Below are 23,958 nucleotides of genomic sequence, written 5' to 3'. Positions count from 1 at the left end.
CCAACGTCGTCCCTCGGCAATCTGCATGCCACTTGAGACGACGACGGGAGAGCCGATGCGTACGCCGCGCCAGCCGTCCCAGCATTCCGCGAATGGCCAGAACTGGTCGTTCATGGATGCTCGCCCTGCTGCGCAGGGTATGTACGACCCCCGCAACGAACACGACGCCTGTGGCGTCGGTTTCGTCGCCACCCTCACCGGCGAGGCGTCGCACACGCTGGTCGAACAGGGCCTGACCGTCCTGCGCAACCTGGAGCACCGCGGTGCCACCGGCTCCGAGCCCGACTCCGGCGACGGTGCCGGAATCCTCGCGCAGGTACCCGACGCCTTCTTCCGCGAGGTGGCCGGATTCGAGCTGCCCGAGGCCGGTGCCTTCGCGGTCGGTATCGCCTTCCTGCCGCAGGACGGCACCGAGGACGCCGTCTCACGTATCGAGACGATCGCCGCCGAGGAGGGCCTGACGGTCCTCGGCTGGCGCGAGGTCCCCGTCGCCCCCGAGCTGCTCGGCGCCACCGCCCGCTCGACGATGCCCGTCTTCCGCCAGATCTTCGTGGCCGACGGACGGTCCGAGGGCATCGCACTCGACCGCAAGGCCTTCGTGCTGCGCAAGCGCGCCGAGCGCGAGGCCGGCGTCTACTTCCCGTCGCTGTCCGCGCGCACGATCGTGTACAAGGGCATGCTGACCACCGGCCAGCTGGAGCCCTTCTTCCCGGACCTGTCCGACCGCCGCTTCGCCTCCGCGATCGCGCTCGTGCACTCCCGGTTCTCCACCAACACCTTCCCGAGCTGGCCGCTCGCCCACCCCTACCGCTTCGTCGCGCACAACGGTGAGATCAACACCGTCAAGGGCAACCGCAACTGGATGCGCGCCCGCGAGTCGCAGCTGGCCTCCGACCTGTTCGGCCCGCAGGACAAGCTGGCGCAGACCTTCCCGGTCTGCACGCCCGACGCCTCCGACTCCGCGTCCTTCGACGAGGTCCTCGAACTGCTGCACCTCGGCGGCCGTTCGCTTCCGCACGCGGTGCTGATGATGATCCCGGAGGCGTGGGAGAACCACGACTCCATGGACCCCGCCCGGCGCGCCTTCTACCAGTTCCACTCCACGCTGATGGAGCCCTGGGACGGCCCCGCCACCGTCACCTTCACCGACGGCACCCAGGTCGGCGCCGTGCTCGACCGCAACGGCCTGCGCCCCGGCCGCTACTGGGTCACCGACGACGGCCTCGTCGTCCTCGCCTCCGAGGTCGGCGTCCTCGACATCGACCCCGCGAAGGTCGTCCGCAAGGGCCGCCTGCAGCCCGGCCGCATGTTCCTGGTGGACACCGCCGAGCACCGCATCATCGAGGACGACGAGATCAAGGCTGCCCTCGCCGCCGAGCAGCCCTACCAGGAGTGGCTGGAGGCCGGCGAGATCGAGCTGGGCGACCTGCCCGAGCGCGAGCACATCGTGCACACGCACGCCTCCGTCACCCGCCGCCAGCAGACCTTCGGCTACACCGAGGAGGAACTGCGGGTCATCCTGGCGCCGATGGCCAAGACCGGCGCCGAGCCGATCGGCTCGATGGGCACCGACAGCCCGATCGCGGCCCTCTCCGAGCGCCCGCGGCTGCTGTTCGACTACTTCACCCAGCTGTTCGCGCAGGTCACCAACCCGCCGCTGGACGCGATCCGCGAGGAGCTCGTCACCTCCCTGCGCTCCTCGCTCGGCCCGGAGGGCAACCTGCTGGAGCCCACGGCCGCCTCCTGCCGCACGGTCACCCTGCCCTTCCCGGTGATCGACAACGACGAGCTGGCCAAGCTCATCCACATCAACGCCGACGGCGACATGCCCGGCTTCAAGGCCGCGACCCTCTCCGGCCTGTACCGGGTCTCCGGCGGCGGCGACGCCCTCGCCGCGCGCATCGACGAGATCTGCGCCGAGGCCGACACCGCCATCGGCAACGGCGCCCGCCTGATCGTCCTGTCGGACCGCCACTCGGACGCCGAGCACGCGCCGATCCCGTCGCTGCTGCTGACCGCGGCCGTCCACCACCACCTCATCCGCACCAAGCAGCGCACCCAGGTCGGCCTGCTGGTCGAGGCCGGCGACGTCCGCGAGGTCCACCACGTCGCCCTGCTCATCGGCTACGGCGCCGCCGCCGTCAACCCGTACCTGGCGATGGAGTCCGTCGAGGACCTGGTCCGCGCGGGCACCTTCCTGCCCGGCATCGAGTCCGAGAAGGCCATCCGCAACCTCATCTACGCCCTCGGCAAGGGCGTGCTGAAGGTCATGTCCAAGATGGGCATCTCGACCGTCGCCTCCTACCGCGGCGCCCAGGTCTTCGAGGCCGTCGGTCTCGACGAGGCCTTCGTCGAGAAGTACTTCAACGGCACCGCCACCAAGATCGGCGGCGTCGGCATCGACGTCGTCGCCAAGGAGGTCGCCGCCCGCCACGCCAAGGCGTACCCGGCCTCCGGCATCGCCCCGGCGCACCGCGCGCTGGAGATCGGCGGCGAGTACCAGTGGCGCCGCGAGGGCGAGCCGCACCTGTTCGACCCGGAGACGGTCTTCCGCCTCCAGCACTCCACCCGCTCCGGCCGCTACGACGTCTTCAAGAAGTACACGGCCCGGGTGAACGAGCAGTCCGAGCGCCTGATGACGCTGCGCGGCCTGTTCGGCTTCAAGTCCGACCGGCAGCCGGTCCCGATCGACGAGGTCGAGCCGGTCTCCGAGATCGTCAAGCGCTTCTCCACCGGCGCCATGTCGTACGGCTCCATCTCCCAGGAGGCGCACGAGACCCTCGCCATCGCCATGAACCAGCTGGGCGGCAAGTCCAACACCGGTGAGGGCGGCGAGGACCCGGAGCGCCTGTACGACCCGGCGCGCCGCTCGTCCATCAAGCAGGTCGCCTCCGGCCGCTTCGGCGTGACCAGCGAGTACCTGGTCAACGCGGACGACATCCAGATCAAGATGGCGCAGGGCGCCAAGCCCGGCGAGGGCGGCCAGCTGCCCGGCCACAAGGTCTACCCGTGGGTCGCCAGGACGCGTCACTCGACGCCGGGCGTCGGCCTGATCTCCCCGCCGCCGCACCACGACATCTACTCCATCGAGGACCTGGCCCAGCTGATCCACGACCTGAAGAACGCGAACCCGCGGGCGCGGATCCACGTCAAGCTGGTCTCCGAGGTCGGCGTCGGCACGGTCGCGGCCGGTGTGTCCAAGGCGCACGCGGACGTGGTCCTCATCTCCGGCCACGACGGCGGCACCGGCGCCTCGCCGCTGACGTCGCTGAAGCACGCCGGCGGCCCCTGGGAGCTCGGCCTCGCCGAGACCCAGCAGACCCTGCTGCTCAACGGCCTGCGCGACCGCATCGTCGTGCAGACCGACGGCCAGCTCAAGACCGGCCGCGACGTCGTCATCGCCGCGCTGCTCGGCGCCGAGGAGTTCGGTTTCGCGACCGCGCCGCTCGTCGTCTCCGGCTGCGTCATGATGCGCGTCTGCCACCTGGACACCTGCCCGGTCGGCATCGCCACGCAGAACCCGGTCCTGCGCGACCGCTTCTCCGGCAAGGCCGAGTACGTGGTGAACTTCTTCCAGTTCATCGCCGAGGAGGTCCGCGAACTGCTGGCCGAGCTGGGCTTCCGCTCCATCGAGGAGGCCGTCGGCCACGCCGAGACGCTCGACGTGACCCGCGCGGTCGACCACTGGAAGGCCCAGGGCCTGAACCTGGAGCCGCTGTTCCACGTGCCCGCGCTGGCCGACGGCGCCGCCCGCCACCAGGTGACCGCCCAGGACCACGGCCTGGAGAAGGCGCTCGACAACGAGCTGATCAAGCTCGCCGCCGACGCCCTGGCCGCCGACTCGGCGACCGAGGCCCACCCGGTGCGCGCCCAGGTCGCGATCCGCAACATCAACCGCACGGTCGGCACGATGCTCGGCCACGAGGTGACGAAGAAGTTCGGCGGCGCGGGACTGCCCGACGACACCGTCGACATCACCTTCACCGGCTCGGCCGGCCAGTCCTTCGGCGCCTTCCTGCCGCGCGGCGTCACGCTGCGCCTGGAGGGCGACGCCAACGACTACGTCGGCAAGGGCCTGTCCGGCGGCCGCGTCGTCGTCCGCCCGGACCGGGGCGCCGACCACCTGGCCGAGTACTCCACCATCGCGGGCAACACCATCGCCTACGGCGCGACCGGCGGCGAGCTGTTCCTGCGCGGCCGCACCGGCGAGCGGTTCTGCGTCCGCAACTCCGGCGCGACGGTCGTCTCCGAGGGCGTGGGCGACCACGGCTGCGAGTACATGACCGGCGGTCACGCGGTGGTCCTCGGCCCGACCGGCCGCAACTTCGCGGCCGGCATGTCCGGCGGCGTCGCCTACGTGATCGACCTCAACCGCGACGACGTCAACGCCGGCAACCTCGACGCGATCGAGGCGCTGGACGACGCCGACAAGCAGTGGCTGCACGAAGCGGTGCGCCGGCACCAGCAGGAGACCGGGTCCACGGTCGCCGAGAAGCTGCTCGCCGACTGGGACTCGGCCGCAGACCGCTTCAGCAAGATCATCCCCCGCACGTACAAGGCAGTGCTCGCCGCCAAGGACGCCGCCGAGCGAGCCGGTCTGTCCGAGACCGAGGTCACCGAGAAGATGATGGAGGCGGCGATCAATGGCTGACCCGAAGGGCTTTCTGAACCACGGCCGTGAGGTCGCCAGGACCCGCCCCGTCGGCGAGCGCGTCAAGGACTGGAACGAGGTCTACGTCCCCGGCTCCCTGCTGCCGATCATCAGCAAGCAGGCCAGCCGGTGCATGGACTGCGGCATCCCGTTCTGCCACAACGGCTGCCCGCTGGGGAACCTGATCCCCGAGTGGAACGACTACGCCTACCGCGAGGACTGGTCGGCCGCGCAGGAGCGCCTGCACGCGACGAACAACTTCCCGGAGTTCACCGGCCGCCTGTGCCCGGCTCCGTGCGAGTCGGCGTGCGTGCTCGGCATCAACCAGGCGCCGGTCACCATCAAGAACGTCGAGGTCTCGATCATCGACAAGGCGTGGGAGACCGGGGACGTCGCCCCGCAGATCCCGGAGCGCCTGTCCGGCAAGACCGTCGCGGTCGTCGGCTCGGGCCCGGCGGGTCTGGCCGCCGCCCAGCAGCTGACCCGGGCCGGCCACACCGTCGCCGTCTACGAGCGCGCGGACCGCGTCGGAGGCCTCCTCCGCTACGGCATCCCCGAGTTCAAGATGGAGAAGCGGCACATCAACCGCCGTATCGAGCAGATGCGCGCGGAGGGCACCCGCTTCCGCACCGGCATCGAGATCGGCCGCGACCTGAAGGCGACCGACCTGAAGAAGCGGTACGACGCCGTGGTCCTGGCCGTCGGCGCCACCACCGCCCGTGACCTGCCCGTCCCCGGCCGCGAGCTGAAGGGCGTCTACCAGGCCATGGAGTACCTGCCGCTGGCCAACAAGGTCCAGGAGGGCGACTACGTCACCTCCCCGATCTCGGCCGAGGGCAAGCACGTCGTCGTCATCGGCGGCGGCGACACCGGCGCGGACTGCGTGGGCACCGCGCACCGTCAGGGCGCGGCCTCGGTGACGCAGCTGGAGATCATGCCCCGCCCGAACGACGAGCGGAACCCGGTCTCCCAGCCGTGGCCGACCTTCCCCATGCTCTACAAGGTCACCTCGGCGCACGAGGAGGGCGGCGAGCGGGTCTACTCCGTCTCCACCACCCACTTCGAGGGCGACGAGGATGGCAACGTCCAGTGGCTGCACCTCACCGAGGTGGAGTTCGTCGACGGCAAGCTGACCCAGAAGCCGGGCACGGAACGCAAGATCCCCGCCCAGCTGGTCACCCTCGCCATGGGCTTCACCGGCACCGACCGGGACAACGGTCTGGTGGAGCAGTTCGGCCTGGGACTCGACGAGCGCGGCAACATCGCCCGCGACGCCGACTTCCAGACCAACGTGCCCGGCGTGTTCGTCGCCGGTGACGCCGGCCGCGGCCAGTCGCTCATCGTGTGGGCGATCGCGGAGGGCCGCTCGGCCGCCCGCGGCGTCGACCGCTTCCTGACCGGCGCCAGTGACCTGCCGGCCCCGATCCGCCCGACGGACCGCGCCCTGATGGTCTGACGGCACCTCCAGGCGTCCCGTACAACGGCGTACGGCACACCGACGGCGCCCGCGCCTCGTCCCCGACCGGACCGAGGGCGGGCGCCGTCGCACGTCGAGGGTCAGGGCACCCGGTACGTCTCGCCGTACACCTGCCAGGTCAGCGGCGTCTTCAGGGACAGGTTGCCGTCGTACAGGAACTGCCGCTGGGCGCTGTCGATGCGGCTGGTGTCGATGGTGGCCTTCTTCGCCTTCATGGCCTTGCGGCGGATGTCGAGGAAGACGTCCAGGTACGACTTCTCCGAGCCGCCCTCCGAGGGGGTGTCCGCCTCCCGCAGCGCACGCTCGCGCAGCCCGTAGAAACTGTTCGGGCCGGTGCCGGGGCCGTGGAAGACCATCGCGTCGTAGTAGACGAACTGGCCCAGGGTGCCCAGGCCGTCCAGCTTGGCGAGGCGGACCGCCGGATCGAAGTACACGCGGTCGCGTTCCTCGTCCTGCGCCGCACGGAAGGCGGGGCGCCGCGCCTCCGCCTTCCAGGCCGCGGTGAAGCCGGGGTCCAGGCCCTCGTGGGAGTCGGTGCCGTCGATCTTCCGCAGGGCGGGCAGATAGCCGGCCAGGCCGTTGCCCGGGTGGGCCTCGGTGTAGCGGGCGACGAGGGTGAGCATGTCGTGCGTGCCGGAGCAGAACCCGACGATGCCGGCCGTGTAGCCCTGGCCGTCGCCGATGTCCTCGATGTAGCCGTAGGCGCTGCGCCAGTCCAGCGTGGAGTTCTCGGCGCTCGCCACCAGCTTCTGGGCCAGCTCCTTCTTCTCGGGCGCGGCCAGGCCCGGCGGCAGGTCGGCGATGACCTCGTCGTCCTCGGCCCGTTCCCGCTCGGCGCGGTCCTTGGCGTCCTGCCGGGCCTGCTGCGCGGCGGAGACGGGGGCCTTCTCCGTGCCGCCGTCGGACTGGGCGGGCGCGAGGAAGTAGAACGCCGCCGTGGCGACCACGGGGACGGCCGCGAAGAGGAGGCAACCAGCACGTTTCACAGACGGGCACCTTGAGTGAGATTTTCGGACATCGGCCACAGGGTACGGCCAGCCGGTTCCCCGCAGGCGCCCGCTGTCGGTTCCGTGACCTTCCTGAGGACCTTCCCGAGGACCTTCACCGGGACCTACGGCAACGACCCGGGCAAGAACCCGCCCGAGGACCCGCCCGAGGACCGGCACGAGGGCGTCCGGGCACTCCTCCGGTCCGACCGGCGAGGCCCTCACCACCGGCAGTCGGCACCGCTGACCGCCGGGCAGACCACAATGGACCCGTGCCGACCAAGAAGAAGCCCCAAGTGACCGCAGCACCGGCGCGCCGCCGCGAACTCCTGCACACCGCCGCCGAGGTGTTCGCCGAGCAGGGCTACAACGCCACCACCGTACGCAAGATCGCCGACCACGCGGGCATGCTCGCGGGCAGCCTCTACTACCACTTCGACTCCAAGGAGTCGATGCTCGAGGAGATCCTGCGGACCTTCCTCGACGAGCTGTGGGAGGGCTACGACAGCGTCCTGGCGGCCCGGCTGGGACCGCGCGAGACCCTCGAAGCACTCGTCACCGAGTCGTTCCGGGAGATCGACCGGCACCGCGCCGCCGTCGCGATCTACCAGAAGGAGTCCCGGCAACTCGTCGCGCAGGAGCGGTTCGCCTTCCTCGCCGAGTCGCAGCGCAGGTTCGAGAAGGCGTGGCTGTCCACGCTGGAACGCGGGGTCGCCGACCGGGTCTTCCGCGCCGATCTCGACATCCGCCTCACCTACCGGTTCGTCCGCGACACCGTGTGGGTGGCCGCCTCCTGGTACCGGCCCGGCGGACAGCACAGCCCCGAGGAGATCGCCCGGCAGTACCTGTCGATGGTCCTGGACGGAATCGCCGTACGCGGCTGATCCACGGGGAGACGCCATGCCCGAGGTCCGCATCGCCGAAGCGGTCCGCACACCCGTCGGGCGGCACGGGGGAGACCTCCGGCGGCGCGTCACCGGCGGGAAAGCGACGGTGGCGACGGAAATCCGCTTTTCCGGGGACGGGACCGAGACACCCGTGCGCGCGTCGGCTACCGTCGCACCCGACACCGTTCTCCACCAAACGTTTGTTGGGTTCACTCGGTGGTCAGCGGCCGGCGGATCGTCACGGGAGGCCCTGTGCAGAACTCGGACAACCGGACCGTGGTGGTCACCGGCGGCACCAGGGGCGTCGGCGCCGGCATCGCCCTGGCGTTCGCCGGAACCGGGGCCCGGGTCGTCGCCTGCGCCCGCAGGCCACCCGAGGAACCGGTCCCCGGCGTCGAGTTCGCCCCGCTCGACCTGCGGGACCCGGCCGCCGTCCGCGCCTTCTTCGCCGCGCTGCCCCGCCTCGACGTGCTGGTCAACAACGCGGGCGGCGCCCCCTACCGCCGGCTGGCCGACGCGGACGCCGAGCGGCACGCCCGGGTGATCGAGCTGAACCTGATCACCCCGCTGACCGCCTCCCTCGCCGCGTACGAGCACCTGCGGCGGGCCCACGGCTCCGTCGTGATGATCGGCAGCGTCAGCGGCGGCCGCCCCTCGCCCGGCACCGCCGCCTACGGCGCTGCCAAGGCGGGGCTGGAGAACCTGGCCGGGTCCATGGCCGTGGAATGGGCGCCGGAGGTACGGGTCAACACGCTCGTCGTCGGCATGGTCCGCACCGAACTGGCCCACCGCCACTACGGCGGCGACGACGGCGTCACCGCGGTCGCCCGCACCGTCCCCCTCGGCCGGCTGGCCGCCCCCGCCGACGTGGGCGCCGCCGCCGTCTTCCTCGCCTCCGACGCCGCCGCGTACATCACCGGCGCGAGCCTGCTGGTGCACGGCGGCGGGGAGCGGCCCGCGTTCCTGGACGCGGCGACCGTGAACAGGGACACCGCCGTGAACAGCGATGCCACCGTGAACCGACCGTGAGCCGGCCGTGAACAAGGGGGGCTGACACGGGCGTGAGCGGAATCCGCGCCGGCCGCGTCGTCGACGACCCGGGCGTCGGACTCGACGCCGACGCCGGATCCCCGCGCGACCGCGCGCCGGTCAGTCCCCGACTCGAAAACGCGCTCTCCTGGCCGAAACCGGTACCGCCCCGCCACCCGCCCTCACGTGCCGCCGTCACATGGCGCCCTCATGTCGCCCTCACGCGCCGCCCTCACGCGCCACCCTCACGTGTCGCACTCCAGCACCGTCCGGCACAGCGAACACCGCGCCCGCACCCGCCCCCGCACCGGCACCCGGATCCGCTGCTGACAGGTCGGGCACGGAAAGGACACCCGCAGCCGCCCGCCGCCGTCGGGGGAGAAGGCATAACCCACCCCGGGCCGCGGGCCCGGCGCGTGCCGCCGGTCGCGGGCGTAGCGGCGGCGCCCCGCCCAGCCCGCCCCGGCCAACGGCGGCTGCTGCTCGTCCCGCCGGGCCTCGGCCATACCCCTGACGTACGCCGTGTAGGCCTGCGGACTGGTGAACCACACCGAGGGATCCTCATCGAACACCAGCGCCCGCTTCGCCAGCACGTAGCCGAACTCCTCCGGAGTGAGATAGCCCAGCTTCTGCGACGACACCGAGTCCTCCCGGTAGGCGTCCAGCAGCAGCCAGCCGGCACCCAGATAGGTCGCCGCCGTGTCCGTGAGGATCTCGTTCTGCGCTGTACCGGAGAAGGACAGGTCCAACCGGTGCAGATAGACGTGCGTCACCTCATGGGCCAGCGCCGCACCGATGTCCCGCCGGTGAGTACGGAAACGGCCGTTCAGCTCGACGAAGTACTCAGGACCCGCCGCCAGTTCCACGTTCGCCGCATGGGTCATCTCACGGAAGCTCACCACCAGGCGGGCGTCCGGCAACCGGAAGTGCCGCACCATCTCACCGGCCACCCGCTGCGCCCCCAGGTACAGATCGTCGGTGTCGCAGAAGGCCACGTCGGCCGGGGCGACGCTGCCCGCGAACGTCCGGACGGTGTCGCACGACAGACGCCGGTACAACGCCGTGATCGACGCCCGCACCGTCTCCAGATGCGGGAAGCCGTGCTCGACCGGTCCGTCGTTCGCCACGCCCGACCCCCAAGACGCCCTGAACCCGATTCCACTCTACGAGCTCCCCCAGGATCCGCGCCGGTCGTCCCCCGCACGACCCCGCACCGGCACCCGCACAGCCGGTCCACCGAGGTCACGTAGGCTGAGCGCCCATGACCACCAGCAACAACGGCGCCGCCGACGTCGACCCCGCCGTCCGTGAGGAGCTCGCCCGGCTGCGCGACAGCATCGACAACATCGACGCCGCCGTCGTCCACATGCTCGCCGAGCGCTTCAAGTGCACCCAGCAGGTCGGCCACCTCAAGGCCGCGCACCAGCTGCCGCCCGCCGACCCGGCCCGCGAGGCCCGCCAGATCGAGCGCCTGCGCTCCCTCGCCGAGACCGCCAAACTCGACCCGGCGTTCGCCGAGAAGTTCCTGAACTTCATCATCGCCGAGGTCATCCGCCACCACGAGCGCATCGCCGACGACACCGTCAACGGCACCACCGCCCGCCGGACCGACTGACCCCGCCGGGCGCCGAGCGGGGACACCACAGCACGGGCGCCCGGCCCGGCCCGCCCGGACGCCCGCACACCCCTCCGACACGACGCCCCGCCCCGCCCGGCGCCCCCTGCTGAGCCCCGCCACACCGCGCCCCCGCCACACCGCGCCGCCGCCACGCGGCGACGCCCCGCCACGCCCCGCACCGCGCCCCGCGAAACGGCACGGCGCAGGACCGGACATAGGGCGCGTACCGATCCGCCCCTGTGCCGTGCCCTCGCGATCAGGCAGCATGTCCTGCATGTCCGTACTGACGCGCGACGAAGCGCAGACCCGTGCCACACTTCTCGACGTCCACCGCTACACGATCGACCTCGATCTGACCACCGGCGACGAGACCTTCGACTCCCGCACCACCATCCGTTTCACGGTGCGCGACGGCCAGGACCCCACGGACACCTTCGTCGAGCTCAAGCCGGCCCACCTGCGCACCGTCACCCTCGACGGGCAGCCCCTCGACCCGGAAACCCTCGACGACAACCGGCTGCCCCTGAACAACCTCACCCCCGGCGAGCACGAACTGCACGTCGACGCCGCCATGCGCTACTCCCGCACCGGCGAAGGCATGCACCGCTTCACCGACCCCACCGACGGCGAGACCTACCTCTACACCCAACTGTTCCTGGACGACGTCCAGCGCGTCTTCGCCGCCTTCGACCAACCCGACCTCAAAGCCGTCTTCGAACTGACCGTCACCGCCCCCGAAGACTGGACCGTCCTCGCCAACGGCATCACCGAACACCTCGGCCAGGGCCGCTGGCACGCCGCCCCCACACCCCTGATCTCCACCTACCTCGTCGCCGTCGCCGCCGGCCCCTGGCACTCCGTACGCACCGAGCACCGCGGCCTGCCCTTCGGCCTGCACTGCCGCCGCTCCCTCGCCCCCCACCTCGACGCCGACGCCGACGAACTCATCGAGATCACCCGGCAGTGCTTCGACCGCTACCACGAGAAATTCGAGGAGCCCTACCCCTTCGACTCCTACGACCAGGCGTTCGTCCCCGAGTTCAACGCCGGCGCCATGGAAAACCCCGGCCTGGTCACCTTCCGCGACGAATTCGTCTACCGCTCCGCCGTCACCGACACCGAGCGGCAGGTCCGCGCCATGGTCATCGCCCACGAGATGGCCCACATGTGGTTCGGCGACCTCGTCACCCTCCGCTGGTGGGACGACATCTGGCTGAACGAGTCCTTCGCCGAGTACATGGGCTACCAGACCCTCACCGAGGCCACCCGCTTCACCGACACCTGGACCGACTTCGGCGTCAACCGCAAATCCTGGGGCTACGACGCCGACCAGCGCCCCTCCACCCACCCCGTCGCCCCCGAACACGTCGACGACACCGCCTCCGCCCTCCTCAACTTCGACGGCATCTCCTACGCCAAGGGCGCCTCAGCACTGCGCCAACTGGTCGCCTGGCTCGGCGAGAAGGACTTCCTCACCGGAATCAACACCCACTTCGCCCGCCACAAGTTCGCCAACGCCACCCTCGCCGACTTCATCGACTCCCTCGCCTCCGCCACCGAACGCGACGTCCACGCCTGGGCCGACGCCTGGCTGCGCACCACCGGCGTCGACACCCTCGCCCCCGTCGTCACCCCCGCGTCCGACGGCACCTGCACCCTCACCGTCCGGCACACCGGCAGCCGCCCCCACCGCATCGCCGCCGGCCTGTACGACATGGACGTCGCCGACGAAGGCCGCCACCTCATCCTGCGCGCCCGCCTCGACCTCGACCTCCCGCACACCGACCCCCAGCCCCTCGGCAAGCGCCCCGCCCTGCTCGTCCTCAACGACAGCGACCTGACCTACGCCAAGATCCGCTTCGACCCCGCATCCTTCGACACCCTGCGCACCTGCCTGTCCGGCCTGCCCGAGCCGCTCACCCGCGCCGTCGTCTGGAACGCCCTGCGCGACGCCGTCCGCGACGGCGAACTCCCCGCCCGCGCCTACCTCGACACCGCCCGCACCCACCTCCCGCACGAGACGGACCTCGCCCTCGCCGAAGGCGTCCTCGCCTTCGCCTCGGCCCAGATCGCCGACCGCTACGTCACCCCCGAACAGCGGCCCGCCGCCCTCGCCACCCTCACCGCCCTGTGCCGCGACCTCATCCGCCGCACGGAGGACGGCGACAACCCCGGCCTGCGCCTGATCGCCGTACGCCACTACATCGACGTCGCCGCCCAGCCCGACACCATCGCCGCCTGGCTCACCGAGGGCACCGTGCCCGGCGGCCCCGAACTCGACCCCGACCTGCGCTGGCGCGTCCTGAGCCGGCTCGCCGTCCTCGGCGCCGCCGACGAGGCCGCCATCGCCGCCGAACTGAAACGCGACCCCTCCGCCACCGGCCAGGAGGGCGCCGCCCGCTGCCGCGCCGCCCTGCCCGACCCCGACGCCAAACAGCGCGCCTGGGACTCGATGTTCGCCGGCGACGACCTGTCCAACTACCTGTTCACCGCCACCGCCCAGGGCTTCTGGCAGCCCGAACAGGCCGACCTGGTACGCCCCTACGTGCCGCGCTACTACGACGACGCGGTCGCCGTGGCCGCCCGCCGCGGCCCCGCCATCGCCGCCGCCGCCGGCCGCTTCGCCTTCCCGGCCCACGCCGTCGACGCCGACAACCTCCGCCTCGGCGAGGAATGCCTGCGCGAAGCCGACCCCGTGCCCGCCCTCCGCCGCAGACTGACCGACGAACTGGACGACCTGGCAAGGGCACTGCGGGTCAGGCAGGCGTAACCCACCACCGGCCGCCACAGGGGCTGCGGCGACGAAGGACCCGCCGCAGCCCCGCGACAACCCGCCCCTAGAAGACCGGCGTGCCGTCCCGCGTCAGCTTCCAGTCCACCGACGCGAAGTCCTTCGGGTCCAGCACACCCTTCGCGGTCACCCACTCCGCGATCCGCGTACGGATCTCCGTCGACTCCGACCACAGCTCCTTCGCCGAAGCCACGAACGGGAACGCGCCACCGCCGTTCGCACGGTAGTTGTTCACCGCCAGCACGAACTGCTGCGCGTCGTCCAGCGCCGCACCGTTGTACGACAGGTTCTTGATCCGCGAACCCGCCGCCTGAGCGATGTCGATGTCGTACCGCAGCCCCGACACGTAGTCGTAGTTGTAGTCCGGGCGGCCGTTGGCGTTCGTCAACTTCTCCACGTCCACCGCCGCACCCACCGCCGTCTGCACGAAATACTCCGCCGAGTACTCCAGGTACGCCCGGATCTGCGCACCCGTCATCAGCTTCGCCACCAGCGTGTTGTCGTACACGTACAGACCCGACAGGTCCCGGATCGTCACATCGCCCGCCGGGATCTGAGACGTCCGCGAGAACGGCGACGCCTGCGCGATCACCGGCACCGAGGCGTACTCGGTCCCCGCCAGCGCCGCCCTGACCACGTCCTCCTGCACCTTGGTGATCAGATCGATGATCGGCGCGTCCTTGTAACGGGCCTCCACCGTCGTCAGCGTCTCGGTCGCCCGGCCGACCACCTGGTTGACGTACGCGACGACCTTCGCGTGCTCGTCCGTCAGCAGCTCGGTGATCTCCGGGTCGTCGGCGACCGTGTTCGAGTTCCGCAGCGAGGCCGCCACCGACTCGACCTCCCACCTGCCCCTGTTGAACACCAGCTCGACATCGAACAGGGCCAGCCGCTCCGCGTAGCACAGCGGCTCCGACAGCACGACCGTCCGACCCGTCTTCTCGTTGACGACCTTCAGCTCCGGGATCTCCACGTGCGCGTGCCCCACCAGGATCGCGTCGATGCCCGGCACCTGCCTCGCCACGTTCGCGGCCGCGTTCTCCACGTACGGCACCTGGTCACCGTACGACGACGTCCCCGACGTGCCCGAGTGCGCCGACACCACCACCACGTCCGCGCCCATCGACCTCAGCTTCGGCACCCACTTCGCGGCCTGCTCCTCCAGACCCGGGAACTCCAGCTTCCCCTGTACGTACGCCTTGTCCCAGATCGCGATCCCCGGGTTCGTCAGCCCCAGCACGGCCACCCGCACCGGCGGCAGACCCGGCACCCGGAACGTCTTCATGAAGTACGGCGGAAACGCCGGCCGCAGCGTCTTCGCGTCCACCGCGTTCGCGCCCAGCAGCGGGAAACGGCACTGCTGCTCGAACTTCCGCAGCGTCTCGATGCCGTAGTTGAACTCGTGGTTGCCCAGCGCCACCGCGTCGTACCCGATCGCGTTCATCGCCTGCGCCATCGGATGCACCGGACCGCCCTCGGCGGTGATCGGGTCGACCTTCGCGTAGTAGTACGTCAGCGGCGTGCCCTGGATGGTGTCGCCCGCGTCCAGCAGCAGCGTGTTGCGGCGGCCCTTCTCCTCGCGCACCTGGTTCACCAGGGTCGAGATACGGGCCAGGCCCATCGCGTTGCCCTTGGCGTCCGCGTACTGCGCGTCCTTGAAGTAGTCCCAGTTGAAGACGTGCCCGTGCAGGTCCGTGGTCCCCATGACGGTCAGGGAGTACCGCTTCGCGGGCCTCGGTGTCTTCGTCGCCTCCGCCGCCTGGGCCGCGGGCGCCGCCGCGGTCCCCGCGAGCGCCACCCCCGCCCCGGTCACGGCCGACTTCTTCAGGAACTTCCGACGGTTCAAAGGCATGTCCGGGTCTCCTCGGGGAACGGATCAACGACGCGCGTAGATTCTGACCCGGCCATGACCGACGGCAACAGGGTCCGCAGGTTTCTTTCTGATGACCGAACATGCGCCAACCACCGCACACAACCGGCCAACACCTGACACAGTGGGGCGTATGAGCGCCCCCACCCCCGACGGCCCCGGCCCCGCCGTCCCCTACGGCACCCCCGACGCACCCCGCCTCGCCGTCCGCGGCGAAGCCCACCTCGAAGTCGACCCCGAGACCGCCCGCATCACCGTCACCGTCGCCTCCCGCGGCAAAGACCGCACCGCCGCCCTCCACGACCTCACCGGCCGCAACACCACCGCCCTCGACCTCATCAAGAGCTACGGCGACGCCGTCGAACACCTGGAGACCGGCGCCTTCACCATCAGCCCCGAACTGAAGGACAAAGGCCGCGGCGAACGCGTCCACGCCTACCACGGACGCGTCCACATCACCGCCGAACTCACCGACTTCACCGCCCTCGGCGAACTCACCACCCGCCTCGCCGACCTCGACCTCACCCGCGTCGACGGCCCCTGGTGGTCCCTCCGCCCCGACTCACCGGCCCACCGCCGAGCCCGGCAGCAAGCCGTCCACGAAGCCGTCCGACGCGCCCGCGAATACGCCGAAGCACTCGGCACCACCCTCACCGCCCTCGTCGAACTCGCCGACATCGGCGCCGAGAACACCCCGCCCCAGCCCCAGGCACCCGGCCGCATGCGCTCCATGGCCTACGCCGCGGCCGCCGAGGACACCACCCCCGCCCTCGACCTCGAGCCCCAGCGGCAACACGTCCGCGCCGCCGTCAACGCCCGCTTCACCATGGCCCCGCCCCGCCTCTGAACCGCTCGTCCGAGCACCCCACCGCACACATAAACTCCCGTCAACAACCCTTCACCCAAAGGTCGTTGGGCCGACACGCCGGGCCGAATCGCTACCCACGGGTAAGCCCTAGGGTCGAACCATGCGCCGAGCGAAAATCGTCTGCACCCTGGGCCCCGCCACCGACTCGTACGACCGGATCAAGGCACTCGTCGAAGCCGGCATGGACGTCGCCCGCTTCAACCTCAGCCACGGCGACCACGCCGAACACGAGGAGCGCTACCGGCACGTCCGCAAGGCCGCCGACGAAACCGGCCGCAGCGTCGGAATCCTCGCCGACCTCCAGGGCCCCAAGATCCGCCTCGGCCGCTTCACCGAAGGCCCCGTCCTCCTCGAACGCGGCGACGCCTTCACCATCACCGTCGAAGAAGGCGCCGAAGGCGACCGCCAGACCTGCGGCACCACCCACACCGGCCTCGCCGCCGACGTCACCCCCGGCGAACGCATCCTCGTCGACGACGGCAAGGTCTGCCTCCAGGTCACCTCCGTCGACGGCCCCCGCGTCCACACCCTCGTCGTCGAAGGAGGCATGGTCTCCGACCACAAGGGCCTCAACCTCCCCGGAGTCGCCGTCTCCGTCCCCGCCCTCTCCGACAAGGACGAAACAGACCTGCGCTGGGCCCTGCGCACCGGCTTCGACGTCATCGCCCTCTCCTTCGTCCGCAGCGGCCGCGACATCGAGGACGTCCACCGCATCATGGACGAGGAAGGCCGCCGCCTCCCCGTCATCGCCAAGATCGAAAAGCCCCAGGCCGTCGACGCCATCGACGACATCGTCGCCGCCTTCGACGGCATCATGGTCGCCCGCGGCGACCTCGGCGTCGAAATGCCCCTCGAAGACGTCCCCGTCGTCCAGAAACGCGCCGTCAAAGTCGCCCAGCGCAACGCCAAACCCGTCATCGTCGCCACCCAGATGCTCGACTCGATGATCGACAACTCCCGCCCCACCAGGGCCGAGGCCAGCGACGTCGCCAACGCCGTCATCGACGGCACCGACGCCGTGATGCTCTCCGGTGAGACCAGCGTCGGCAAATACGCCGTCGAAACCGTCCGCACCATGGCGAAGATCGTCGAAGCGGCCGAGGAGGACATCCTCGCGGGGGGCCTGTCACCGCTGACCGAACACAACAAGCCCCGCACCCAGGGCGGCGCGGTGGCCCGCGCGGCGGCCGAGACCGGCGACTTCCTCGGCGCGAAGTTCCTGGTCGCCTTCACCCAGTCCGGCGACACCGCCCGCCGCCTCTCCCGCTACCGCTCCCCGATCCCCCTCCTCGCCTTCACCCCCGAGCCGGCCACCCGCTCCCAACTCAGCCTCACCTGGGGCGTGGAGACCTTCCTCGGCCCGCACGCCGACTCCACCGACGCGATGGTCGACCAGGTCGACGAACTCCTCCTGAAGTACGGCCGCTGCGAACCCGGCGACATCGTCGTCATCACCGCCGGCTCACCCCCCGGCGTCTCCGGCTCCACCAACATGCTCCGCGTCCGCCGCATCGGCGAGGACGACACCGCGGGGTAGCCGGCGGCATCAGTACTTGGGGCCGACGTGGGCGTCCATGAGCGCGACGGAGGCTTTCCGGGCGACGGAGATGCTGAACGGGACGCCGTTGCGGGTGCAGTACGTCCACCGCACGCCGAGTCTGTCGAGGGTGTCGGTGCACAGCCGGCGGATGTCGGCGGAGACGTTGGTGAAGAAGTACCGCGGGTATTCGTAGCGCTTGCGCTCACCGGCGACCATGCGGGTGGTCCAGTTCGTGATACGGCACCCGTCGGAGTGAATCAGGCCCCGGACGAACTCCCACGGGTGAGCGTCGACGATCGCCTGCTGCCAGGGCTCGAGCACGATGGGCCGCTCGTGCTTCTTGCCGGGGCCGTGCTGCGGGAAGAGGACGGGCCAGTGCCTGTAGTAGCTCGTCACCGCGATGCAGCCCTGCCTCTGCAGAAGGTAGACGTGGGCGGCGGGGCGCACGCGGAGGATGGCGTCCCGGCACTGTTCGATGAGCCCCGGCCACGCGTCGGCGCACGCGATCCTGAGGTAGTGGCCGGTGCGCAGGTGGGAGCTGATGCAGCCGTCACCGAGGTAGAGCCCCAGGAGGTAGGCGTAGGCCTGTTCGTCGGCGGGCGGCTCGGGGGCGGCGGTGGCCATCATGCGGGGCAGGGGTTCCAGGCGGACTCGCCACGAACGGATGGCGGCCCGGGAGATGCCCGTCTCCCGGCTCACGGAGTTGAGGCTGCGGCCCTGCTCGACCAGCGCGAGTGCCCGCTTGCGTGTGCTGACGTCGTACATGTGAGCAGCTTGGGCGGGTGATCGCGGCGACACGCAGCAAAAAGCGCACGTTCACGAGAACGTGCGCGTCCAGTTCCAGAGGCTGCCTTCGAATTGAAGGAAAAGTGCCCCGGGTGGGATTCGAACCCACGCTGTCGGTGGTTTGAGCACCGTGTCTCTCCCGCTGGACTACCGGGGCTTCCTCTGAAACGAAGGTTGACGGTCACCCGCCGTGCCCTACCTTACCGTAGCTAGGTAGGCTCTTGTCAGCAGTACCCCTGGCCTGAACGAGGAGCCCCCGTGACCGCCCCCGAGTCGCCCCAGCCCCTGGACGCACCCGACGACGACAAGTCGCACGTGCCTCCGCTGACGACCCGTGTCGTCATCGCCGAGGACGAGGCACTGATCCGGCTCGACCTCAAGGAGATGCTGGAGGAGGAGGGCTACAGCGTCGTCGGTGAGGCGGGTGACGGCGAGCGGGCGATCGAGCTCGCCCGTGAGCACCGGCCGGACCTGGTGATCCTCGATGTGAAGATGCCGAAGATGGACGGCATCTCGGCGGCCGAGAAGATCGCCGAGGAGCGTATCGCCCCGGTGCTGATGCTCACCGCCTTCTCGCAGCGCGACCTGGTCGAGCGGGCCCGGGACGCGGGTGCGATGGCGTATCTGGTGAAGCCGTTCAGCAAGAGCGACGTGGTGCCGGCGATCGAGATGGCCGTCTCCCGTTTCACCGAGCTGAAGGAGCTGGAGAAGGAGGTCGCCGACCTCACCCAGCGGCTGGAGACGCGGAAGCTGGTGGACCGGGCGAAGTCGGTCCTGCAGACGGAGTACGGGCTGACGGAGCCGGCCGCGTTCCGGTGGATCCAGAAGACGTCGATGGACCGCCGGATGTCGATGCAGCAGGTGGCCGAGGCGGTCATCCAGGACGCCGAGGAGAAGAAGGCCGCCAAGGGCTGAGCCCGGGCAGGCCGGTGTGCCGGTGGGACGACGCGAGGCCCGCGTCCCTGGGGATCAGGGGCGCGGGCCTCGTCGTGCGGTGCGGCCGTCGTAGGGGTCAGTCCTCGCCGAGGTAGGCCTTGCGGACGGATTCGTCGTGCAGGAGGTCCTGTCCGGTGCCGGACAGGACGATGTTGCCGACCTCCATGACGTGGCCCTGGTCGGCGAGCGACAGGGCGGCCTGGGCGTTCTGCTCGACGAGCAGGATGGTGGTGCCCTGGGCCTTCAGTTCGACGATGGTCGACATGATCTTCTGCATCATGATCGGTGAGAGGCCCATGGAGGGTTCGTCGAGCATGAGCAGTTTCGGCTGGGACATCAGGGCCCTGCCCATGGCGAGCATCTGCTGTTCGCCGCCGGAGAGGGTGCCCGCGGCCTGCTTGCGGCGTTCCCCGAGGATGGGGAAGAGGTCGTAGGCGCGCTGGATGTCCTTGTCGATGCCTTCCTTGTCCTTGCGGAGGAAGGCGCCGAGCTGGAGGTTCTCCTCGATGGACAGGCGGGGGAAGATGTGCCGGCCTTCGGGGGAGTGGGCGAGTCCGAGGGCGACGATCTTGTGGGCGGGTACGCCGTTCAGGGGTTGGCCGTCGAAGAGGATCTTTCCGGAGCTGGGCTTGAGGAGTCCGGAGAGGGTGCGCAGGGTGGTGGTCTTGCCGGCGCCGTTGGTGCCGATGAGGGTGACCACCTGGCCGGCTTCGACGGTGAAGGAGATGCCCTTGACGGCTTCGATCTTGCCGTAGGCGACCCGGAGGTCCTCGACCTCGAGCAGTGCGGTCACTGGGCTTCTCCCTTGGTGGTGCCGGCGGTGCTGTCCTCTGCCGGTTCGCCTTCGAAGGGTTCGCCGAGGTAGGCGGCGACGACGCGTTCGTCGGCCTGGACGACCTCGGAGGTGCCCTCGACGAGCTTCTCGCCCTGGACGAGGACGGCGACGCGGTCGCAGAGGTTGAAGATGAAGCGCATGTCGTGCTCGATGACGAGGACGGCGATGCCCATGTCGCGGATGGCGAAGACGAGTTCTTCGGTGGCCCGGGTCTCCTGGGGGTTCATGCCGGCTGTCGGCTCGTCCAGGAGGAGCAGTCCGGGTTCGCTCGCCAGGGCTCGTGCGATCTCCAGCTTGCGCTGCTCGCCGTAGGGGAGGTTGCGGGCGAGGTGGTCGCGTTTGTGGGCGAGGCCGATGAACTCCAGGAGTTCCATGGCGCGTTCTTCGCTCGCCTTTTCGGCCCTCTTGAAGCCGGGGCCGCGCAGCAGGGCGGACCAGAGGCCTTCCTTGGTGCGGGTGTGGCGGCCGACGAGGACGTTCTCGAGGACCGTCATGTTGGCGAACAGGCGGATGTTCTGGAAGGTGCGGGCGATGCCGGCCTTGGTCACCAGGTGGGGCTTGGGGGGCAGGACGGTGCCCTTGTAGGAGACGGTGCCCTCGGTGGGGACGTACAGGCCGGTGAGGCAGTTGAAGAACGTTGTCTTGCCGGCGCCGTTGGGGCCGATGAGGCCGACGATCTCGCCGCTGTTGACCGTGAAGTCGACGGAGCGGACGGCGGTGAGGCCGCCGAAGCGCATGGTGACGTCGCGGGCTTCGAGTACGACGTCGCGGGCTTCGAGTACGGGTGTCGTCATGGTTCTTACGCCCCTGCCTTGGTGACGGCCGGTTCGTCGGTCAGCGTCTCGGTCTCTGGTACGTCGAGTTGGCCGGTCTCGTGGAATTCGAGTTGGCGGCGTCGGTTGGCGATGATTCCTTCGGGGCGGAAGCGCATCAGGAGGATGAGCGCGATGCCGAAGGCGAGGAGCGACTTGTCCTGGAGGAAGTCGAGTTTTTCGGGGAGCAGGTAGAGCAGGGCGGCGCCGAGGAGCGGGCCGGCGACGGTGCCCATGCCGCCGAGGACGACGGCGGCGAGGAGGAATGCCGAGTTGGGCGGGGTGGAGCCGGCGAACTGGTAGGGGTTGGGGACCACGCTGTAGGTGACGTGGGCGCTGACGGTGCCGGCGAGGCCGGCGAGGGAGGCGCCGAGGGCGAAGGCGATGAGTTTGACGCGGAAGCCGTTGATGCCCATGGCGGTGGCGGCGGTCTCGTCCTCGCGGATGGCGATCCAGGAGCGGCCGATGCGGGAGTCGGCGGCGCGGGTGTAGACGAGGACCACGATGGCCATGATCAGGACCATGAGGAGGTAGTAGTTGGCGAAGCGGCCGAGGGTGATGCCGCCGATGTCGTGGGCTTCTCCGAACTTGAAGCCGAGGAGGTTCAGGTCGGGGATGGCGGGGATGCCGTTGGGGCCGTTGGTGAGGTCGGGGCCGGAGTCGCCGTCCATGTTGTTGACGGCGATGCGGAAGATCTCTCCGAAGCCGAGGGTGACGATGGCGAGGTAGTCGCCGCGCAGTCGCAGGGTGGGGGCGCCGATGAGGACGCCGAAGACGAGGGATGCGGCGGCGCCGGTGAGGGCGGCGGCCCAGAAGGGGAACTGGACGCCGGAGAACTTGGAGAACTCGGAGCCGGAGACGAGGGCGGCGGTGTAGGCGCCGACGCCGAGGAAGGCGACGTATCCGAGGTCGAGGAGGCCGGCGAGGCCGACGACGATGTTCAGGCCGAGGGCGACGGTGCCGAAGATGAGGATGTTGACGCCGATGTTGGCGTAGTGGTCGTCGCTCTGGGTGAAGGGGAAGGCGATGGCCGCGAGGAAGCCCATGGCGAGAGTGAAGCTGCGGTTGGCGGCGACCATGTGGGAGAACCGGTCGAGGAGGCCGGCGGTGTGCAGTGCCCAGACGGTGAAGACGACGACGATGAGGTAGCCGATGAACAGTTCGCCGTATTCGGTGTCGATGCCGTAGGTGAAGACGCCGAGGCCGATGGCGGTGACGGCGGTGATGACGGCGCGCTGTATCCAGCCGTTGACGGGCTGGGGGGCGTGGATCCTGTCGGGTTTGGCGGTGTAGGCCTTGAAGGTCTCCTTGCCGCTGTCGTGCTTGTGCTCGGGCAGGGCGAGGGCGCCGAGGAGGGGCAGCAGGGAGGCCGCGGCGGCGATCCAGCCGCCGGGTTCGAGGTTGGCGAGGCCGCCGAGTTCGGTGCTGATGGAGATGATCGTGTACCAGGTGACGCCGAAGGCGCCGGCGGCGAGGAGCACGAGGGGGGCGTTGTTGCGGGCGGGGACGAGCCAGCGCAGGCCGCGGACACCGTAGACGGCGAGGGAGAAGAGGGCGACGAGGGCGCCGGCGGTGAGGGTGAGCCACTGCAGGCCGCCGGGGTAGCCGGTGACGGTGAGGTCGCCCGGGAAGTCGGAGGTCCAGGTCCAGGCCAGGAAGGTGGACGCGGCGGTGGCGATGCCGCCGGTGAGCAGCAGTGCGCGGGCGGCTGCGAGGGGCAGTGGGAGGAGTCCGCGGGGTTCGGGTGCGGGTATCGCGTCCGCGGGCGGGGTGGCGGGGGTTTTGGTCGTCTCGGTCATGTGATCACGCCCTGTCCGCGACGCGCTCGCCGAGCAGGCCCTGTGGCCTGAAGAGGAGCACGAGGATGAGGAGAACGAAGGCCCAGACGTTGGCCCAGCTCTGGCCGCCGAGCTGCTGCATGCCGGGGATGTCGTTGATGTAGGCGGAGGCGAGGGTTTCGGCGATGCCGAGGACGACGCCGCCGAGCATGGCGCCGTAGATGTTGCCGATGCCGCCGAGGACGGCGGCGGTGAAGGCCTTCAGGCCCATGAGGAAGCCCATGCGGTAGTCGATGCTGCCGTATTTGAGGCCGAAGGAGAGGGCGGCGACGGCGGCGAAGAATCCGCCGATGGCGAAGGCGATCACGATGATGCGGTTGGTGTCGATGCCCATGAGCTGTGCGGTGTCGGGGTCCTGGGCGGTGGCCTGCATGGCGCGGCCGGTGCGGCTCTTGCGGACGAACCAGGCGAGGGCGGACATGCAGATGACGGCGGCGGCGATGAGGAAGATGTCGGCGTCCTTGATGGTGATGGAGCCGATGTCGTGGGTGGCGTCGAGGCCGGGGAAGGAGCGGGCCTTGTCGGCGTCGGGGTAGAAGTTGCGGACGACCTCCTGCAGGGCGAGGGAGAGGCCGATGGCGGTGATGAGGGGTGCCAGGCGTGGTGCTCCGCGCAGTGGCCGGTAGGCGAACCGTTCCGCTCCGACCGCGATGAGGACGGCGACGATGGCTCCGCCGATCAGCATCAGGGGGATGGCGGCGGCCATGGGGGTGCCGTCGGGCAGGATGTAGAGGTAGACCGTGAGGGCGCCGAAGGCCCCGGTCATGAAGATCTCGCCGTGCGCGAAGTTGATGAGCTGGACGATGCCGTACACCATCGTGTAGCCGATGGCGATCAGCCCGTACATCGAGCCGAGGAGCAGCCCGTTGGCCAGCTGCTGCGGCAGGGTGTTCACCGCGTGGCCTCCATGTCGCTGGTGGTCTTGTGCACAGATTCAGTTGCTCTGTGTGCACTGGTCGTGTGCCGGGGTGGGGGTGTGGAAACGGGCCGCGCGGTCGGGGTCCTCCTTCCGCGCGGCCCGTGGTGCGGTCTTG

Annotated in this window: 17 protein-coding genes and 1 tRNA gene; 9 read left to right on the top strand and 9 right to left on the bottom strand. The window is 70.2% G+C overall.

Annotated features, from left to right (window positions below; genetic code table 11):
• The first annotated feature begins 139 nt into the window (after positions 1–139).
• Positions 140–4,651, top strand: coding sequence for a glutamate synthase large subunit (gene gltB / locus VKA29_RS03600; protein WP_324783671.1), 4,512 nt, complete (start codon positions 140–142; stop codon positions 4,649–4,651).
• On the top strand, positions 4,644–6,107 hold the full coding sequence (locus VKA29_RS03595; RefSeq protein ID WP_324783670.1) for a glutamate synthase subunit beta: 1,464 nt from the start codon (positions 4,644–4,646) through the stop codon (positions 6,105–6,107). The genes gltB and VKA29_RS03595 overlap by 8 nt, the downstream gene beginning before the upstream one ends.
• A gap of 101 nt (positions 6,108–6,208) precedes the next feature.
• On the opposite strand, the gene VKA29_RS03590 is transcribed toward VKA29_RS03595, so the two are convergent.
• On the bottom strand, positions 6,209–7,114 hold the full coding sequence (locus VKA29_RS03590) for a chitosanase (RefSeq protein ID WP_324783669.1): 906 nt from the start codon (positions 7,112–7,114) through the stop codon (positions 6,209–6,211).
• A 272-nt stretch (positions 7,115–7,386) separates the two neighbouring features.
• Here VKA29_RS03590 and VKA29_RS03585 point away from each other — a divergent pair, with 272 nt between their 5' ends.
• Together VKA29_RS03585 and VKA29_RS03580 are read left to right on the top strand one after the other, a co-directional pair.
• On the top strand, positions 7,387–7,998 hold the full coding sequence (locus VKA29_RS03585; RefSeq protein ID WP_324783668.1) for a TetR/AcrR family transcriptional regulator: 612 nt from the start codon (positions 7,387–7,389) through the stop codon (positions 7,996–7,998).
• Positions 7,999–8,253: 255 nt separating this feature from the next.
• Positions 8,254–9,030, top strand: coding sequence for an SDR family oxidoreductase (locus tag VKA29_RS03580; protein ID WP_324783667.1), 777 nt, complete (start codon positions 8,254–8,256; stop codon positions 9,028–9,030).
• 245 nt (positions 9,031–9,275) lie between these two features.
• Here the strand turns inward: VKA29_RS03580 and VKA29_RS03575 are convergent, their stop codons facing one another.
• Positions 9,276–10,157, bottom strand: coding sequence for a hypothetical protein (locus VKA29_RS03575; RefSeq protein WP_324783666.1), 882 nt, complete (start codon positions 10,155–10,157; stop codon positions 9,276–9,278).
• A gap of 134 nt (positions 10,158–10,291) precedes the next feature.
• Here VKA29_RS03575 and VKA29_RS03570 point away from each other — a divergent pair, with 134 nt between their 5' ends.
• Both VKA29_RS03570 and pepN read left to right on the top strand, forming a co-directional pair.
• Entirely contained in the window at positions 10,292–10,645 is a 354-nt protein-coding gene (locus tag VKA29_RS03570) for a chorismate mutase (RefSeq protein ID WP_324783665.1), read from the top strand.
• Positions 10,646–10,922: 277 nt separating this feature from the next.
• Complete coding sequence (gene pepN, locus VKA29_RS03565; RefSeq protein WP_324783664.1) at positions 10,923–13,418, top strand: aminopeptidase N; 2,496 nt, start codon at positions 10,923–10,925, stop codon at positions 13,416–13,418.
• Between the two features lie 67 nt (positions 13,419–13,485).
• Here the strand turns inward: pepN and VKA29_RS03560 are convergent, their stop codons facing one another.
• Positions 13,486–15,291: a bifunctional metallophosphatase/5'-nucleotidase gene (locus VKA29_RS03560; protein ID WP_324783663.1), complete on the bottom strand. Its 1,806-nt coding sequence runs from the start codon at positions 15,289–15,291 to the stop codon at positions 13,486–13,488.
• Between the two features lie 151 nt (positions 15,292–15,442).
• Here VKA29_RS03560 and VKA29_RS03555 point away from each other — a divergent pair, with 151 nt between their 5' ends.
• Complete coding sequence (locus VKA29_RS03555; RefSeq protein WP_324783662.1) at positions 15,443–16,156, top strand: SIMPL domain-containing protein; 714 nt, start codon at positions 15,443–15,445, stop codon at positions 16,154–16,156.
• Positions 16,157–16,277: 121 nt separating this feature from the next.
• The gene (pyk, locus tag VKA29_RS03550; RefSeq protein ID WP_324783661.1) at positions 16,278–17,714 is read left to right on the top strand and encodes a pyruvate kinase; all 1,437 of its coding nucleotides are present in this window, start codon (positions 16,278–16,280) and stop codon (positions 17,712–17,714) included.
• Positions 17,715–17,723: 9 nt separating this feature from the next.
• Here pyk and VKA29_RS03545 read toward each other — a convergent pair whose 3' ends face one another.
• Positions 17,724–18,482 (bottom strand): transcriptional regulator, encoded by a 759-nt coding sequence (locus VKA29_RS03545; protein ID WP_324783660.1) that lies wholly within the window; start codon positions 18,480–18,482, stop codon positions 17,724–17,726.
• A 105-nt stretch (positions 18,483–18,587) separates the two neighbouring features.
• A tRNA-Leu gene (locus VKA29_RS03540) sits at positions 18,588–18,660 on the bottom strand.
• A gap of 101 nt (positions 18,661–18,761) precedes the next feature.
• On the opposite strand from VKA29_RS03540, the gene VKA29_RS03535 reads away from it, so the two are divergent.
• Positions 18,762–19,418, top strand: a complete 657-nt coding sequence (locus VKA29_RS03535) for an ANTAR domain-containing response regulator (protein ID WP_324783659.1) — start codon at positions 18,762–18,764, stop codon at positions 19,416–19,418.
• A 97-nt stretch (positions 19,419–19,515) separates the two neighbouring features.
• Here VKA29_RS03535 and VKA29_RS03530 read toward each other — a convergent pair whose 3' ends face one another.
• Genes VKA29_RS03530 through VKA29_RS03515 form a run of 4 tightly spaced genes read right to left on the bottom strand, consistent with a single transcriptional unit; the run spans position 19,516 to position 23,819 of the window.
• Positions 19,516–20,232, bottom strand: coding sequence for an ABC transporter ATP-binding protein (locus VKA29_RS03530; RefSeq protein ID WP_324783658.1), 717 nt, complete (start codon positions 20,230–20,232; stop codon positions 19,516–19,518).
• Positions 20,229–21,068 (bottom strand): ABC transporter ATP-binding protein, encoded by an 840-nt coding sequence (locus tag VKA29_RS03525; RefSeq protein WP_420718428.1) that lies wholly within the window; start codon positions 21,066–21,068, stop codon positions 20,229–20,231. Before VKA29_RS03525 ends, VKA29_RS03530 begins: the two co-directional genes overlap by 4 nt.
• A 5-nt stretch (positions 21,069–21,073) precedes the next feature.
• Positions 21,074–22,885, bottom strand: a complete 1,812-nt coding sequence (locus tag VKA29_RS03520; RefSeq protein WP_324783657.1) for a branched-chain amino acid ABC transporter permease — start codon at positions 22,883–22,885, stop codon at positions 21,074–21,076.
• Between the two features lie 4 nt (positions 22,886–22,889).
• A complete protein-coding gene (locus tag VKA29_RS03515) occupies positions 22,890–23,819 on the bottom strand; it encodes a branched-chain amino acid ABC transporter permease (RefSeq protein ID WP_324783656.1) in 930 nt (309 codons plus the stop codon).
• Positions 23,820–23,958: the final 139 nt, after the last annotated feature.

Origin of the sequence: Streptomyces sp. H51 (genome assembly GCF_035656535.1) — a bacterium.
GTDB lineage: Bacteria > Actinomycetota > Actinomycetes > Streptomycetales > Streptomycetaceae > Streptomyces.
Note: the sequence above shows the minus strand (reverse complement) of the source record. Positions and strands in the feature narration are given on the sequence as shown.